Source organism: Geodermatophilus maliterrae (assembly GCF_041018925.1).
GTDB lineage: Bacteria > Actinomycetota > Actinomycetes > Mycobacteriales > Geodermatophilaceae > Geodermatophilus > Geodermatophilus maliterrae.
Window position 1 is genome coordinate 1 of the sequence record NZ_JBFNXQ010000123.1, and the last position, 13,817, is coordinate 13,817.

General features: G+C 76.8%; 19 protein-coding genes and 1 riboswitch. Of the genes, 9 read left to right on the forward strand and 10 right to left on the reverse strand.

Features of this window, described 5'->3' with window-relative positions; all coding sequences use genetic code 11:
• Positions 1 to 74: 74 nt before the first annotated feature.
• From ABQ292_RS23660 to ABQ292_RS23690, 7 genes are all read right to left on the reverse strand, one after another.
• Positions 75 to 920 carry an energy-coupling factor ABC transporter ATP-binding protein gene (locus ABQ292_RS23660; protein WP_369210161.1) on the reverse strand — a complete coding sequence of 282 codons (846 nt, stop codon included), beginning with the start codon at positions 918 to 920 and terminating at the stop codon, positions 75 to 77.
• Positions 917 to 1,654 carry a cobalt ECF transporter T component CbiQ gene (cbiQ, locus tag ABQ292_RS23665; RefSeq protein ID WP_369210162.1) on the reverse strand — a complete coding sequence of 246 codons (738 nt, stop codon included), beginning with the start codon at positions 1,652 to 1,654 and terminating at the stop codon, positions 917 to 919. Before cbiQ ends, ABQ292_RS23660 begins: the two co-directional genes overlap by 4 nt.
• Positions 1,655 to 1,727: 73 nt before the next feature.
• A complete protein-coding gene (locus tag ABQ292_RS23670; protein WP_369210163.1) occupies positions 1,728 to 2,045 on the reverse strand; it encodes an energy-coupling factor ABC transporter substrate-binding protein in 318 nt (105 codons plus the stop codon).
• A complete protein-coding gene (locus tag ABQ292_RS23675; RefSeq protein ID WP_369210164.1) occupies positions 2,042 to 2,731 on the reverse strand; it encodes an energy-coupling factor ABC transporter permease in 690 nt (229 codons plus the stop codon). Before ABQ292_RS23675 ends, ABQ292_RS23670 begins: the two co-directional genes overlap by 4 nt.
• Positions 2,718 to 4,112 carry a cobyrinic acid a,c-diamide synthase CobB gene (locus ABQ292_RS23680; RefSeq protein ID WP_369210165.1) on the reverse strand — a complete coding sequence of 465 codons (1,395 nt, stop codon included), beginning with the start codon at positions 4,110 to 4,112 and terminating at the stop codon, positions 2,718 to 2,720. The genes ABQ292_RS23675 and ABQ292_RS23680 overlap by 14 nt, the downstream gene beginning before the upstream one ends.
• A gap of 16 nt (positions 4,113 to 4,128) precedes the next feature.
• On the reverse strand, positions 4,129 to 4,743 hold the full coding sequence (gene cobO, locus ABQ292_RS23685) for a cob(I)yrinic acid a,c-diamide adenosyltransferase (RefSeq protein WP_369210166.1): 615 nt from the start codon (positions 4,741 to 4,743) through the stop codon (positions 4,129 to 4,131).
• Between the two features lies 1 nt (position 4,744).
• Entirely contained in the window at positions 4,745 to 6,781 is a 2,037-nt protein-coding gene (locus ABQ292_RS23690; RefSeq protein WP_369210167.1) for a putative cobaltochelatase, read from the reverse strand.
• A 73-nt stretch (positions 6,782 to 6,854) separates the two neighbouring features.
• Positions 6,855 to 6,926, reverse strand: a riboswitch (cobalamin riboswitch).
• A 105-nt stretch (positions 6,927 to 7,031) separates the two neighbouring features.
• Here ABQ292_RS23690 and ABQ292_RS23695 point away from each other — a divergent pair.
• From ABQ292_RS23695 to ABQ292_RS23720, 6 genes are all read left to right on the forward strand, one after another.
• Positions 7,032 to 7,505 (forward strand): hypothetical protein, encoded by a 474-nt coding sequence (locus ABQ292_RS23695; RefSeq protein ID WP_369210168.1) that lies wholly within the window; start codon positions 7,032 to 7,034, stop codon positions 7,503 to 7,505.
• Between the two features lie 67 nt (positions 7,506 to 7,572).
• A complete protein-coding gene (locus ABQ292_RS23700; protein WP_369210169.1) occupies positions 7,573 to 8,037 on the forward strand; it encodes a hypothetical protein in 465 nt (154 codons plus the stop codon).
• Complete coding sequence (locus ABQ292_RS23705) at positions 8,034 to 8,327, forward strand: transcriptional regulator (RefSeq protein ID WP_369210170.1); 294 nt, start codon at positions 8,034 to 8,036, stop codon at positions 8,325 to 8,327. Before ABQ292_RS23700 ends, ABQ292_RS23705 begins: the two co-directional genes overlap by 4 nt.
• A gap of 2 nt (positions 8,328 to 8,329) precedes the next feature.
• The gene (locus ABQ292_RS23710; RefSeq protein WP_369210171.1) at positions 8,330 to 9,391 is read left to right on the forward strand and encodes an AbrB family transcriptional regulator; all 1,062 of its coding nucleotides are present in this window, start codon (positions 8,330 to 8,332) and stop codon (positions 9,389 to 9,391) included.
• Between the two features lie 31 nt (positions 9,392 to 9,422).
• A complete protein-coding gene (locus tag ABQ292_RS23715) occupies positions 9,423 to 9,725 on the forward strand; it encodes a DUF8847 domain-containing protein (RefSeq protein WP_369210172.1) in 303 nt (100 codons plus the stop codon).
• Positions 9,726 to 9,794: 69 nt separating this feature from the next.
• Entirely contained in the window at positions 9,795 to 10,223 is a 429-nt protein-coding gene (locus ABQ292_RS23720) for a hypothetical protein (protein WP_369210173.1), read from the forward strand.
• A gap of 2 nt (positions 10,224 to 10,225) precedes the next feature.
• Here the strand turns inward: ABQ292_RS23720 and ABQ292_RS23725 are convergent, their stop codons facing one another.
• Positions 10,226 to 10,747: a type II toxin-antitoxin system PemK/MazF family toxin gene (locus ABQ292_RS23725; RefSeq protein ID WP_369210174.1), complete on the reverse strand. Its 522-nt coding sequence runs from the start codon at positions 10,745 to 10,747 to the stop codon at positions 10,226 to 10,228.
• Between the two features lie 144 nt (positions 10,748 to 10,891).
• On the opposite strand from ABQ292_RS23725, the gene ABQ292_RS23730 reads away from it, so the two are divergent.
• Positions 10,892 to 11,089, forward strand: a complete 198-nt coding sequence (locus ABQ292_RS23730) for a hypothetical protein (protein WP_369210175.1) — start codon at positions 10,892 to 10,894, stop codon at positions 11,087 to 11,089.
• Between the two features lie 90 nt (positions 11,090 to 11,179).
• Here ABQ292_RS23730 and ABQ292_RS23735 read toward each other — a convergent pair whose 3' ends face one another.
• Together ABQ292_RS23735 and ABQ292_RS23740 are read right to left on the reverse strand one after the other, a co-directional pair.
• Positions 11,180 to 11,605, reverse strand: coding sequence for a VOC family protein (locus ABQ292_RS23735; protein ID WP_369210176.1), 426 nt, complete (start codon positions 11,603 to 11,605; stop codon positions 11,180 to 11,182).
• A gap of 41 nt (positions 11,606 to 11,646) precedes the next feature.
• Complete coding sequence (locus tag ABQ292_RS23740) at positions 11,647 to 12,255, reverse strand: MSMEG_1061 family FMN-dependent PPOX-type flavoprotein (RefSeq protein ID WP_369210177.1); 609 nt, start codon at positions 12,253 to 12,255, stop codon at positions 11,647 to 11,649.
• A 45-nt stretch (positions 12,256 to 12,300) separates the two neighbouring features.
• Between ABQ292_RS23740 and ABQ292_RS23745 the strand changes: the two genes are divergently transcribed.
• Complete coding sequence (locus tag ABQ292_RS23745) at positions 12,301 to 12,702, forward strand: acyl-CoA thioesterase (protein WP_369210178.1); 402 nt, start codon at positions 12,301 to 12,303, stop codon at positions 12,700 to 12,702.
• Positions 12,699 to 13,817, forward strand: a 1,119-nt coding sequence (locus ABQ292_RS23750) for a glycosyltransferase (RefSeq protein WP_369210179.1), incomplete at its 3' end; no start/stop codon positions are given. The genes ABQ292_RS23745 and ABQ292_RS23750, both read left to right, overlap by 4 nt.

Here is a 13,817-nt window from a genome sequence, read left to right on the forward strand (position 1 = left end):
CAGGACGGCGTCGACGGCGGCGAGCACCTCCTCGGCGCGCACCCCCGACACCGCGCCGACGCCGACGGTGACCCTCACGTGGGCACGCCCGGCCGCTCGGGCAGCGCGGCCAGGAGGGCGGCGGCGTCGCGGGGGAGGGCGCCGTCGGGCAGCAGGCCGAGCTCGCGCAGGCGGGCGCCGACGGTGAGCGCCCACGGCCGGTCGAGGCGGGCGCCGGCGAGCAGGTCGTCGTCGGCCAGGACCACCTCGGGCCGGCCCTGCACCACCCGCCGGCCGACGACGACGGCCACCTCGTCGGCCCAGCGCAGCGCCAGGTCGACGTCGTGGGTGCTCATGACGACCGTCGAGCCGGACTCCTGCAGCCGGGCCAGCGCGGCCAGCGCCTCGGTGACGGCGGAGGGGTCGAGGCCGGCGGTGGGCTCGTCGAGCAGCAGCACGCACGGGCGCATGGCCACCGCCCCGGCGATCGCCACCCGCTTGCGCTCGCCGTAGGACAGCTGGTGGGTGGGCCGGCCGGCCAGGCCGTCGACGGCGAGCAGGCGCAGCGCCTCGGCCACCCGCTCGCGCACCTGCTCCTCGGGCAGGCCCAGGTTGAGCGGGCCGAAGGAGACGTCCTGGGCCACCGAGGCGCTGAACAGCTGGTCGTCGGGGTCCTGCAGGACGAGCTGGACCTCCTGCCGGTGGGCGCGCAGGCCGCCGCGGGTGTGCCGCAGCAGCGCGCCGTCGACGGCGACGCCGCCGGCGTCGGGGCGCAGGGCGCCGGACAGGCAGCGCAGCAGGGTGGTCTTGCCCGAGCCGTTGGCGCCGAGGACCGCCAGGCGGCGTCCGGCCGGGACGGTGAGCGAGGCGCCGTCGAGCACGCGGCGGCCGCGCTCGTAGCCGACGACCAGGCCCTCGGCGGTCAGCGTCCGGTGACTCATGCGGCGAGGACCCCGGCGGCGGCGATCGCGGCCAGGCCGGCGGCGGTGGCGGCGAGGAAGCCCCGCGACGAGGGCAGGGCCTCGGGCAGCACCCGCAGGCCGGTCTCCATGCCGCGGCCGGCCAGGCCCTCCTGCATCCGGCGGGCCCGGTCCCAGGAGCGGGTGAGCACCGCGGCGGCCAGCACACCCGACGAGCGGTAGGAGCGGCGCAGCGACGAGTAGCCCATGCGGTTGGCCTGCGCCTCGCGGATGGTGGACAGGCTCTCCAGCAGCACGAACAGCAACCGGTAGGTCACGCCGGCCACCTCGACGACGGCGGCCGGGACGCGCAGCCGGTGCAGGGCGGGCAGCAGGTCCGACACCGGCGTGGTGGTGGCCAGCAGCAGCACCGCCGCACCGCCGGCGACCGAGTGCCCGACCAGCGAGCCGGCGCGGGCGGCGGCGTCCGGCGCCCAGCCGAGCCCGCCGCCGTCGACCGAGACGACGGCGGTCAGCGCGCCCACGACCACGAAGGTCAGCGGCCAGCGCACCGCGCGCCCGAAGGTGCGAGCCGGCACACGCGCCGGGCCGAGCGCGAGGACGACGGCGGTGACGGCCACCAGCACGCTGCCCGGCCACGCGGGCAGGACCAGCGCGCACACCACGAGGCCGCCGCAGAGCAGCAGCTTGTCGACGGGGGAGCGGGTGCGCCAGGCGCTGGCCCAGGCCGCGTCGTCCACCGCCAGTCCGGTCACGGGCACTCCTCGCTGGCGCTCGTCGAGCCCGTACCGGCCGGTGCCGTGTCCTCGTGTGACCTCGCGAGCTCGATCACGTGTCGTCCGCGGGCAGCTGCTCGGACCGGGCGGGGCGGGCGGCCTGGCGGCGGCCGCGCAGCCGGCCGAGCACGTAGCCGAGCACGCCTCCGCCGAGGGCGGCCTGCAGCGCGAACAGGCCCGACTCGACCTCGGCCGACGACGGCGAGAACACCGACTCGACCCACGGCCGGTAGCCCGACTCCTCGATCACCGCGGTGGCCTGGCCGTCGGTGCCGGCGTACTCGGCGCCGCCGTCGAGCAGCAGCGGGAGGGCGAACAGCGCGAGCACGGCGAGGACGAGCAGCGCGGTGACCAGCCGGCGGCGGGTCACGCGCGCTCCTCCGTGGGCGTGGGCTCCGGCGGCAGCACGCCGAGCCGCTCGAGCTCGGGCCGGGCGTTGACGGTCAGCACCCGGAACAGCAGGACACCGAGCAGGCCCTCGCCGATCGCCAGCGGCACCTGGGTGACGGCGAAGACGCCGAGGAACTTGACCGCCGCGCCGGCCAGCCCACTGGCCGGGTCGGGGAAGGCCAGGGCCAGCTGCAGCGACGTCGTTCCGTACGTGGCGAGGTCGGCCAGGGCGAGGGCGACGAAGACGCCGGGCAGCAGCCCGGCGCCCAGCGCGCGGGTCAGCCGGTAGGCGCCGTAGCCGGCCCACGGGCCGACGACGGCGAAGGCGAACGCGTTGGCGCCGAGCGTGCTGAGCCCGCCGTGGGCCAGCAGCAGCGCCTGGAACAGCAGGACCACCGTGCCGAGCAGGGCCATCACCGGTGGGCGGAACAGCACCGCGCCGGCGCCGGTGCCGGTCGGGTGGCTGGAGCTGCCGAAGAGCGAGGGCAGCTTGATCGCGCTGAGCACGAAGGTGAAGGCGCCGGCCGCGCCGAGGAGCAGCGTCGACTCGGGGCGCTCGCGCACCTCCGTCGCCACCGCGCGGGCGCCGTGCACGACGAACGGGGCAGCGGCGACGACCCAGCCGATCGCGTGCGGCACCGGCAGGAAGCCCTCAGCGATGTGCATGCTGCTCCGATCGGTCGGGACGGACGCGCGCTGCACAGGAGGCGACGAACCGCTGCGGCAGCGCCGGGCTGCCGGCCCAGTGCAGGTGCAGGTAGGAGGCGTGCACGGAGCCCGAGACGAACCCCTCCGCGCCGGCCGCCGACCACTGCCAGGCCGGCGTCGCGCCGGCCTCGGGGAGGGCGTGCGTGCGGTGGAACTCGTGGCCGCGCACCCGGGTGCCGGCCGCGGCCAGCACGCTGTCGGAGACGGCGACCGCGGCCCGGTAGCCGAGCGTCAGCCGCGGTGACATCGCCGTCGCCACGTCGAGGACGCCGCACATCGGGTGCCCGTCGAGCTCCCGGGCGAGGTAGAGCAGCCCGGCGCACTCGGCCGCGACCGGCCCGCCGCGGGCGGCCAGCGCGGCGACGTCGGCCCGCAGGCCCTCGTTGGCCGACAGCTGCTCGGCGTAGACCTCGGGGAAGCCACCGCCGACCACCAGCCCGGTGGTGCCCTCGGGGAGCGCCTCGTCGCGCAGCGGGTCGACGGTGACCACCTCGGCGCCGGCCGCGGCCAGCAGCTCGGCGTTCTCCGCGTAGCCGAAGGTGAACGCCGGGCCGCCGGCGACGGCGATCCGCGGCCGGCCGGGGACGACGGTGACCTCGGCGGCCGGGTCCCAGGCGGCGACGTCGAGGTCGGGTGCGGTGCGGGCCAGCCGCAGGACGGCGTCCAGGTCGACGCTGCCGGCCACCACCTCGCCCAGCCGCGCGACCGTGGCCAGCGCCTCGGCCGACCGCTCCGCGGCGGGCACCAGGCCCAGGTGCCGCGACGGCGTGCCCAGCTCCGGGAGACGGCGGACCGCGCCGAGCACGGGCACGCCGGACGCGCCCAGCGCCTCGCGCAGGATCTGCTCGTGCCGGTCGCTGCCGACCCGGTTGAGCACCACGCCGCCCAGTCGCACGGTGGGGTCGAAGGTGGCGAACCCGTGCACCAGCGCGGCGACGCTCTGCGCCTGCGCACTCGCGTCGACGACGAGGACCACGGGTGCGCGCAGCAGCCGGGCGACGTGCGCCGTCGAGGCGAAGCCGGGCGCGACGTCGGGGGAGGTGGCGCCGTCGAACAGCCCCATGACGCCCTCGACGACGGCGACGTCGGCACCCCGCGCGCCGTGCAGGAACAGCGGGACGATCCGCTCCTCACCGGCCAGCACCGGGTCGAGGTTGTGACCGGGGCGTCCGGCGGCGAGGCCCGTGTAGCCGGGGTCGATGTAGTCGGGGCCGACCTTGTGCGGGGAGACGGCCAGCCCGCGGGCGGACAGCGCGGCGACCAGCCCGGTGGCGACCGACGTCTTGCCCGCGTTGCTCGACGGGGCTGCGACCACCACGCGCGGGACTGCGCTGCTCACCCGCCCACCCCGCCGCTCACCACTCGATCCCCCGCTGGCCCTTCTGGCCGGCGTCCATGGGGTGCTTGACCTTGGTCATCTCGACGACGAGGTCGGCGGCCTCGACCAGCGCCGGCGGTGCGTCGCGGCCGGTGATGACCACGTGCTGGTTGCCGGGCCGCTCGCGCAGCGTCGTCACCACGTCGTCGACGTCCACCCAGCCCCACTTCAGCGGGTAGGTGAACTCGTCGAGCACGTAGAAGCGGTGCGCCTCGGCGGCGAGGTCGCGCGTGATCTGCGCCCAGCCCTCGGCGGCGTCGGCGGCGTGGTCGACCTCGGTGCCCTGGCGGCGCGACCAGCTCCAGCCCGAGCCCATCTTGTGCCAGACGACCGGGCCGCCCTCGCCGGTCTGCTCGTGCAGCCGCCCCAGCGCGGTCAGCGCGTTCTCCTCGCCCACCTTCCACTTCGCGCTCTTGACGAACTGGTAGACCGCGACCGACCAGCCCTGGTTCCACGCCCGCATCGCCATGCCGAACGCGGCGGTGGACTTGCCCTTCATCTCGCCGGTGTGGACGGCGAGCAGCGGGCGGTTGCGGCGCTGCCGCGTCGTCAGCCCGTCCTGTGGGGTGACCGCGACCTGTCCCTGGGGCACCTCAGGCCGCCTCTCGCGCGCTGCGGACGGTGGCGGCCAGCGCGTCCGCGGCCAGCTCCTCCAGTCGCAGGGTCTGCGCGCCCAGGTGCAGACCGAGGACGCCGGCCAGCCCGAGCCGCACCGGCCCGGACTCGCAGTCGACGACGACGCCCGCCGTCCCGGCCTCGGCCAGCCGCCGGGCCGCCGTGTGCGCCGCGCCGAGCGCGTCGCTGCCCCGCGCTCCGGTGGCCCGGCCGTCGGTGACGACGACGAGCAGCGGCCGTCGCTGTGGGTCGCGCACCCGCTCGACGCGCAGCACCTCGGTGGCGCGCTGCAGGCCCGCGGCCAGTGGCGTGCGCCCGCCGGTGGGCAGCGTGCGCAGCCGGGCCGCGGCGGCCTCGACCGACCAGGTGGGCGGCAGCGCCAGCTCGGCCTCGCCGCCGCGGAAGGTGACCAGGCCGACCTTGTCGCGGCGCTGGTAGGCGTCGAGCAGGAGGGAGAGGACGGCGCCCTTGACCGCGCCCATCCGCTGCCGCGAGCCCATCGACCCGCTGGCGTCGACGACGAACAGGACGAGGTTGCCCTCGCGGCCCTCGAGCGTGGCCTGGCGCAGGTCCTCCCGGGCGACGCGCAGGCCGGGGCCGGTGCGGCCGCGGGCGACCTGGTGGGGCGCGGCGGCCAGCACGGTGTCGACCAGGTGCAGCCGGGTCACCGGTCCCGACGGGCGGACCGAGCCCACGACCCGGCCGCGCTCGCTGCGCGCCCGCGACCGGCGCCCGGCCGCGCCGGCGCCGATGCCGGGCACCTCGAGCCGCCGGGCGCGGAACGGGTCGGACGGCGCGACGGCGGCCTTCTCCCGCGCCTGCCCGCTCCCGCCGTCCGCTTCCCGGGTGCCCCCGTCTCCCTGGGTGCCCTCGTCGTGGTGTCGGGCGTCCTCGGGTGCAGGCGGGTCGCCGTCCGCGCGCGGGTGGTCGTCACCGGAGCCGTCGCCGCTGCCCGGGGGAGGCGGGGGAGTGCCGCCGTCGCCGGGACCCTCGGGCGGGTCGTCGTCGGGCCGGGAGTCGCTCAGCGCCTGCTCGAGGGTGTCGTCGTCGAGACCCGGGGCGTCGAAGGGGTTGCGCCGGCGGCGGTGGGGGAGCGCGAGACGGGCGGCCACGCGGACGTCGTCCTCGGTGACCTCGTCGCGGCCGGACCAGGCGGCGTGCGCCATCGCGGTGCGGGCGGTGACCAGGTCGGCGCGCAGCCCGTCGACGTCGAAGGCGGCGCACACGGCGGTCACCTGGCGCAGCGCGTCGTCGGAGAGGGCGACCTGCGGCAGGCGGGCCCGGGCGGCCGCGATGCCGGCGGCCAGCGCGGACTCCTCGCCGGCCCAGGACGCGGCGAACCCGGCCGGGTCGGCGTCGTACGCGAACCGCCGGCGGACGACCTCGGCGCGCTCGGCCGGGTCACGCGGCGCGGCCACCTCGACGGTGAGTCCGAACCGGTCGAGCAGCTGCGGGCGCAGCTCGCCCTCCTCGGGGTTCATCGTGCCGACCAGCAGGAAGCGCGCGGCGTGCCGCACCGAGACGCCCTCGCGCTCCACGTAGGCGGTACCCAGCGCGGCGGCGTCGAGCAGCAGGTCGACGAGGTGGTCGTGCAGCAGGTTGACCTCGTCGACGTAGAGGACGCCGCGGTGGGCCGCCGCCAGCAGCCCGGGCTCGAAGGCCTTCACGCCCTCGGTGAGCGCCCGCTCGAGGTCCAGCGAGCCGACGACGCGGTCCTCGGAGGCGCCGACCGGCAGCTCGACCAGCCGGGCGGGACGGGTCTGCCCGGGGACGCCCCGCTCGTGCGGCCCGTCGGGGCAGGCCGGGTCGGGCGCGGCGGGGTCGCAGGCGAAGCGGCAGCCGGGGACGACGTCCACCGGCGGGAGGACGGCGGCCAGCGCGCGCACCGTCGTCGACTTGGCCGTGCCCTTCTCCCCGCGCACCAGTACCCCGCCGATGGCCGGTGAGACCGCGTTGAGCAGCAGCGCCAGGCGCATGTCGTCCATGCCGACGACGGCCCCGAACGGATAGGTCATGCGGGTCGACCGCGCACGGCAGGTGTCCTCTCCCCGGGTGTCCACGCCCGGAGGTGGCAGGAGGCGACGGCGGGAGTTCCTGACTCCCCGGCGCGAGACCGGGTCACAGTGGCGGGACCGCGCCGGAGTCGCACCGGGCTTCCTCCACTGCCGTCGCTGTGGCGGCGCCATTCGACCACGCCCGTCCCGCCGGGTGACACCCCGGCCCGTCACTTGACGGATCGGAAAGCGACCGGCCATGCTTTCCGACATGGAAAGCGACGACACGACGGACCGGACGACGGCCGCGGCGCAGCTGGCCACCCTCCGGGCCGACCGGGCCGCGCTGGCCGACCGTCTCGAGCACTCCGGCTCGTGGTGGCCGTGGGACGTGGGGCTCGGCCTGTGGGTGTTCCTCGTGATCGGCTCCCAGTCCCTGCAGAACGACTGGGTGCGCGCCGGCGCGGTGGTCCTGGCCCTGCTGGGTGTCCGCGTCGTCTACGTCCTGTTCCGGCGGGCCACCGGTGTGTGGGTCGACGGATGGCGCCGTGGCCGGACCCGGCGGGGGATGTGGGCGTGGGTCGCGTGGGTGCTCGTCGTCTACGCGGCCGCGTTCACCGCCGAGAACGAGCTGGGTCTGCGGGGAGCGATGGCGGTCGGCGGCGTCGTGCTCGGCGTGACCCTCGCGGCGTTCAACCGCTGGTGGATGCGGGTCTACGTCGCCGAGCTGCGCGGCGAGCGGTGACCGCGAACCGGTTCCCCGACGCGATGGACCCGACGCGATGGACCCGACGCGATGGAGAGGTGTGGACGTGGAGAGTGACGGGATGCCGGACCGGACGACGGCCGAGGAGCAGCTGGCCGCCCTGCAGGCCGACCGGACCGCCGTGGCCGAGCGGGTCGTGCAGCCCTGGTGGTACGACGCCCTGCTCGGTCTGCTCATCGCGGGCTTCCTCGCCAGCTACTCGCTGCGCAGCACGTGGGTCACCCTCGGCGCGCTCGTCCTCTTCCTGCTGGGCATGCGGGGGCTCGTCGCGCTGTACACGCGGCTGACCGGTCTGTGGGTCAACGGGTTCCGGGCGGGACCCACACGGCGGGCGATCCACGTCTGGCTCGTCCTGTACGCCGTCGTGCTGGGTGCCGCCGCGACCGCCGAGTACCTGCTCGACGTCCGCGGCGCGATGGCGGTGGGCGGCGCGGTGATCGGCGTCGGCCTGGCCCTGATCAGCCGGTGGTGGACGCGGATCCACGTCGCCGAGCTGCGCGGGCAGCCGTGACCGCGGTCGCGCCGCACTTCGACGCGGTCATCCACCCGCCGCCGCGGCTGCAGGTCTGCGGGCTGCTGGCCGCCGTCGACACGATGGACTTCGCCACCGTCCGCGACGCGGTCGGGGTCAGCGACTCGGTGCTGTCCAAGCACGTCAAGCAGCTGGAGGAGGCCGGCTACGTACGGGTCTCCAAGGCCACCCGCGCCTCCCGGCTGCGCACCTCCCTGGCCCTGACGAAGGCCGGCCGGGCCGCCTTCGACGCACACGTCGCCGAGCTGCGCCGCATCACCGGCGTCTGAGGGTGGCGCGCGTCCCCCTCCGCCGGCTCGGCGACGGCGTGCTGGCCGCGGCCGGGGCGGCCCTCGCGAGCTGGCTGCTCGACCGGGCCGGCGTCCCCACGGCGGCGCTGTTCGGTGGCCTGCTCGCCGGGCTGGTCCGCGGGCTGGTCGGTCGCACCCGGCTGCCGGTGCCGCGGCCGGCGATCGCCACGGCGCAGGCCGTCGTCGGCGTCTCGATCGGCGCGCTGGTCGACCTCGACACCCTCGCCGCGCTCGGCGAGGACTGGCTGCCGGTGCTCCTGGTCACCGTCGCGACGCTGCTGCTCACCGTCGTCGCCGGCCTGCTGCTGCGGCTGCAGCCCGGGATCACCCCCGTCACCGGCGCCTTCGCCATGGTCGCCGGCGGCGCCTCGGGCATCACGGCGATGGCCCGCGACCTGGGCGCCGACGACCGGATGGTCGCCGTCCTGCAGTACCTGCGCGTGCTGCTGATCGTCGTGCTGGTGCCGGTGGTGGCGACGGCGGTCTACGGCGCCGACCCCGGCTCCGGGGACGCGGCTCCGGCGGCCGACGGTGCGAGTGGGGGCGCCGACCTGTTGTTCACCGCCGGGTGCGCGCTGGGCGGCTACGGCCTGGCCCGGCTCGTGCGCCTCCCGGTGCCCGCCCTGCTCGGGCCGATGCTGGTCGCCGCCGTGGTCGACCTCGGCGGGCTCTCGGGCGGCGCGGCCGTCCCCGGTCTGCTGGAGACGGCAGCGTTCGTGCTCATCGGCCTGCAGGTGGGCCTGAACTCCGACCGCGACAGCCTGCGCACCATCGGCCGCGCCCTCCCGCCGGCCCTGGCGATCATCCTCGGTCTGATCGTCGCCTGCGCCGGCCTGGGCGAGGTGCTGGCGGCGGCCACCGGCGCCGGCCGGCTCGACGCCTACCTGGCGACGACGCCCGGCGGGCTCTACGCCGTCCTCGCCACGGCCACCGGCGCGGGCGCCGACGCCACCTTCGTCCTCGCCGTCCAGGTGCTGCGGTTGTTCGTCATGCTGCTCAGTGCGCCCCTGCTGGCCCGGTACCTGGTGGGCCGGCCGGGCTGAGACCGTCGCCCGGGCGCCTACTCTCGTCCGGGTGAGCGCAGCCAGGAGGGAGACCGACCTGTCCGACGTCGAGGCGGTCGAGGCGCCCGGGGAGGCCCGGCCGGAGGACGCCGAGGACACCGTCCTGCTCTTCGTGGGCGGCCCGCTCGACGGGCGGGTGGAGGTCCGCGCCGCCCGCCACGGCGACCCGCTGCCCACGGTCACGCACGTGCACCTGCACGACGGGCCCAAGGTCGTCTCCCGCTACGACCTGCACCCGCTGCCCGGGCAGACCGGCGTCTACCACCTGCGCCCGGCCGTGCGGCAGCCCAGCCGCGACGACGTCGCCGACTGACACCCGTCACCGTCGGTCGATGACGGTCGGCGCTACCGGCCGGCCCGTCCGCGCTGCCACGGTCGGTCCGTGCCCGAGACCCTGCTCCTCCTCCACGTCGGCGCCGGGACGGCCGGACTGCTGCTGGGGCCGCTCTGGCTGGCCGCCCGCCTGTCCGGCCGGCCCGCCTGGTCCGCCGCGGCGGGTTACCAGGTCGCCGTCCTGCTGGTGGCCGCGACCGGGGCCGGGCTCGCGTCCTCGCAGCCGGGTCTGGCCTGGCTGGTCCCCTTCGGCCTGCTGACGGAGGGGCTGGCGGTCGCCGGCGCGCTGGCCCGCCGGCGCGGTTGGCGGCGCTGGCCGGTGCTGCAGCCGCACCTGCTCGGCGGCTCCTACATCGCCCTCACCACCGGCCTGCTCGTCGCACAGACCGGCAGCCCGCTGGCCTGGGTGCTGCCGGCCCTGGTGGGTCAGCTGCCCATCGCCCTGGCCAAGCGCCGGCTCGCCGCGGCTGCCGCCTGAGGTCACCAGCCCTGGGTGCGCCGGGCGGCGGCGACCACCTCGTCGAAGACGTGCCGGTCCAGGGCGGCGCCCTCCCGCCGGACCCGGGCCGGGTCGAGCACCACCAGCCGGTCCAGCCGGACCTCACTCGGGCGGCCGCGGCCGTCCCACCCGCCGGTGCCCACGTCCATCCAGGTCCGCCCGTGGCGGGCCTCGTCCGCGGCGTCCCGGTCGTGGTCCCTGCTGCTCAGCGCCAGGCCGACCAGCTCGTCGCCACGCCGGCCGACCACGAGCACGGGGCGGTCCTTGCCGCGGCCGTCGCCCTCGTCGTACGGCACCCAGGCCCAGACGACCTCGCCCGGGTCGGGCCGCCCGTCGGTGCGCGGCCGGTGGTCGACGTCGATGCCCGCGGCCGCCGGGCGGTCGGGGGACCGGCGGGCCCGGGAGGCGGTCGGACGGCTCGCCTCGGCGGTGCGGCGGAGGACCGGCGCGGCGGCACGGACCAGCCGGACGAGGGTGTCCACGACTCGGCTCTGGCGGCTCATGGCGGCACGGTACGGAACGCCTCGTCCGTCCCGTTCGTCACACCGGTACCAATTCGAGCCGGTACCGGTTACGCACGGTCCGGAGCGGGCACCATGGCGTCACGGGGCCCGTCGTCACCGGCGCTCCGGGAGAGGGGGCTCCCCATGACCTCGGCCCAGCCCGTGATCCCCGCCGGCCCGCGTCCGCGCGAGGTGCGGGCCAGCGTCCTGGCCGCGTTCCAGCTCGTCGAGGACGCTCGCTACCTCGGCACCGAACGCGGTCCCCGGCGCCGTCGCGCCCGCCGCATCGCCGAGCGCACCATCGCCTACCGCCGGCTCGCGCGCGACGTCCGACTCGGCTGACGAGGGACCTCCTCCTCCCCACCCTGCGCAGGCTCCGGCGGGACGCGGGACGAGGCCACCCCGCCCCATCGCTCGCTCGGTGAGGGGCCTTCAGGCGACGCAGAACTCGTTGCCCTCGGGGTCGGCCATCGTCGCCCACTCGAACGGCCCCTGCGCGGCCCGCCAGAGCTCGGTGGCACCCATCGCCGCCAGGCGCGCGACCTCGGCCTCGCGCCGCTCGGCGCCCACGTGCACGTCGAGGTGCAGCCGGTTCTTGACCGTCTTGGCCTCGGACACGAGCTGGAACAGCACCCGCGGCCGGCCGGGGTCGGGCGAGGTGATGGCCTCACCGATCCGCCACTTGAGGACACCACGGTGGACGATCGTGTCCGCCTCGGTGGCCTGCCCGGCCTCGACCATCCGCCGGATGAACGCCTCGTCCTGGGGTTCCACCTGCCAGCCCAGCGCCTCGGCCCACCAGTCGGCGAGCCCGTGCGGGTCGGCGCAGTCGATCGTCACCTGGAAGTCGGTCGCCATGGGCGGATGCTGCCAGGGGCCCCGGACAGGACGGCGTCCTCCTACAGCTCGAGCGCCAGCTCCGCGCGGATCGTCGCGTCGTCGGGCAGCGGCGACTCCAGCCGGCAGTGGTCGCGGATCATGACGCCGAACGGCGGGAGGGCGGACCGCGCCACCCGCGCGGCCGGGTCCCACAGACCCGATCGCATGACCGCCTTGGCGCACTGCAGGTAGGCCCGCTGCACCGTCACCACGAGCGCCGAGCGCGGCGCGCGACCGAACTCGGTCAGGTCGACGTCGAGGGCGTCGGCCGCCACCAGCTCCGCGGTGCCGTACACCTTGAGGGTCTCCTCGAAGCCCGGCACGAAGAACAGCAGCGCCACCTGCGGGTTGGCGGCCACGTTGCGCAGGCTGTCGAGCCGGTTGTTGCCCTGCCGGTCGGGCAGCGCCAGCCGGTGCTCGTCCAGCACCTTCACGAAGCCCGGGTCGCCGCCGCGCGGGGACACCTCCGGCCCGCCGCTGCCGTCCGCGGTGGACAGCACGGCGAACGGCGCGAGCCCGACGAAGGCGCGGCAGTGGCCGTCGAGGTGGTCGATCTCCTTGTCGAGCACCAGCTGCGAGGGCGGCCGGTAGGTCGCGAGCACGGGATCGGGGGAGCCGTCGGCCTGCACGCCAGCACGGTAGCCCTCCCGGGCGCCCCCGCTAGCGTGCCCTCCGTGCAGGTCACCTGGAGCTCCCCGGTCCGCTTCGTCGAGTGCGACCAGCAGGGCGTCGTCTTCAACGCGCACTACCTGGTCTGGGCCGACGAGGCCTCCATGGTGTGGTGGCGGGCGATCGGCCTCCCGTGGGACGAGGTCGCCGCGCGGGCCGACCCGGTGGTCAAGGCCAGCGCGCTGGAGTGGTCCTCACCAGCCCGCTGGGGCGACACGGTCACCGTGGACGCCGCGGCCGAGAGGCTGGGTCGCACCAGCGTCACGGTGCGGTTCACCGTCCGGGTGGACGAGCGGGTGTGCTGCGTCGTCCGGAACACCTACGTGGCCACCGCCGGCGGCGGCGCGGTCCCCTGGCCCGACGACGTCCGGGAGATCCTGACCGCCGACCTGCCCGGCGACGCGTGACCGCCCGCGTCCTGCTGCCGGTGCTGCCCTTCGCCGGGCACGTGGCGCCGATGGCCGGCGTGGCCGCCGAGCTGGTGCGCCGCGGACACGAGGTGGTCGCCTACACCGGCGCGAAGTACGGGCCGCGGTTCACCGCGCTCGGTGCCGACTGGGAGCCGTGGCGGCAGGCGCCGGACTTCGACGACGCCGACCTCGCCGCGACCTTCCCGCAGGTCGGCTCGGGGAAGGGGGCGCGGGCCGGGCGGGCCAACGGCGAGCACGTCGTGCTGCGCAGCGGCGTGGGCCAGACCCGCGACCTGGTGGCGCTGCACGAGCGCCGGCCCGTCGACGCGGTCGTGACCGACCAGCTGTCCGTCGGCGGGGCGCTGGCTGCCGAGCTGCTCGGGCTGCCGTCCGCCACCGTCGCGGTGGTGCCGCTGGTGCTGGGCAGCCGGCACCTCCCGCCGCCGGGCACGCGGCTGCTGCCGGCCCGGACGGCGGCCGGCCGGGCGCGTGACGCGGTCCTCCGGGGCGTGGCCGCGGCCGGGACCCACCGCCTCCTCGACCCGATCATCACCGACGTGCGCGCCCAGGTCGGGCTCGGCCGCGCCGCGGTGTCCGGGTTCGACGGGCTCTTCTCGTCGCGGCTGGTGCTCGCCCAGGGCGTGCCGGGCCTCGACTACCCGCGGCCGGACCTGCCGCCGTCGGTCTCCTACGTCGGCCGCCTCGCGCCCCCGCCGGCGGACGCCGACCTGCCGGCGTGGTGGCCGGAGCTGCAGGAGGCCCGCGCCGGGGGCCGGCCGGTCGTGCACGTCTCGCAGGGCACCCTGCACGTCGACGCCGGCGACCTGATCTCGCCCACCGTCGCCGCGCTGGCCGGCAGCGGCGCGCTCGTCGTCGTCACCACCGGCCGGGACGGCGCCGGGACGCCGGAGGCGCCACACGTCCGCAGCGCGCCGTTCCTGCCGCACGACCGGCTGCTGCCCCTGGTCGACGTCATGGTCAGCAACGGCGGGTGGGGCGGGGTGCTGGCCGCCGTCGCGGCCGGGGTCCCGCTCGTCGTGGCGGGCGCGGACCTCGACAAGCCCGAGGTGGCCCGCCGCGTCGCCTGGAGCGGCGCCGGCCTCGACCTGCGC

What these genes read in the sequence shown, in the direction of transcription:
- ABQ292_RS23660 (WP_369210161.1), bottom strand. Translation starts at nt 920, where the DNA reads ATGAGTCACCGGACGCTGACCGCCGAGGGCCTGGTCGTCGGCTACGAG.
- ABQ292_RS23675 (WP_369210164.1), bottom strand. Translation starts at nt 2,731, where the DNA reads ATGCACATCGCTGAGGGCTTCCTGCCGGTGCCGCACGCGATCGGCTGG.
- ABQ292_RS23690 (WP_369210167.1), bottom strand. Translation starts at nt 6,781, where the DNA reads ATGACCTATCCGTTCGGGGCCGTCGTCGGCATGGACGACATGCGCCTG.
- ABQ292_RS23695 (WP_369210168.1), top strand. Translation starts at nt 7,032, where the DNA reads ATGGAAAGCGACGACACGACGGACCGGACGACGGCCGCGGCGCAGCTG.
- ABQ292_RS23725 (WP_369210174.1), bottom strand. Translation starts at nt 10,747, where the DNA reads ATGAGCCGCCAGAGCCGAGTCGTGGACACCCTCGTCCGGCTGGTCCGT.
- ABQ292_RS23730 (WP_369210175.1), top strand. Translation starts at nt 10,892, where the DNA reads ATGACCTCGGCCCAGCCCGTGATCCCCGCCGGCCCGCGTCCGCGCGAG.
- ABQ292_RS23735 (WP_369210176.1), bottom strand. Translation starts at nt 11,605, where the DNA reads ATGGCGACCGACTTCCAGGTGACGATCGACTGCGCCGACCCGCACGGG.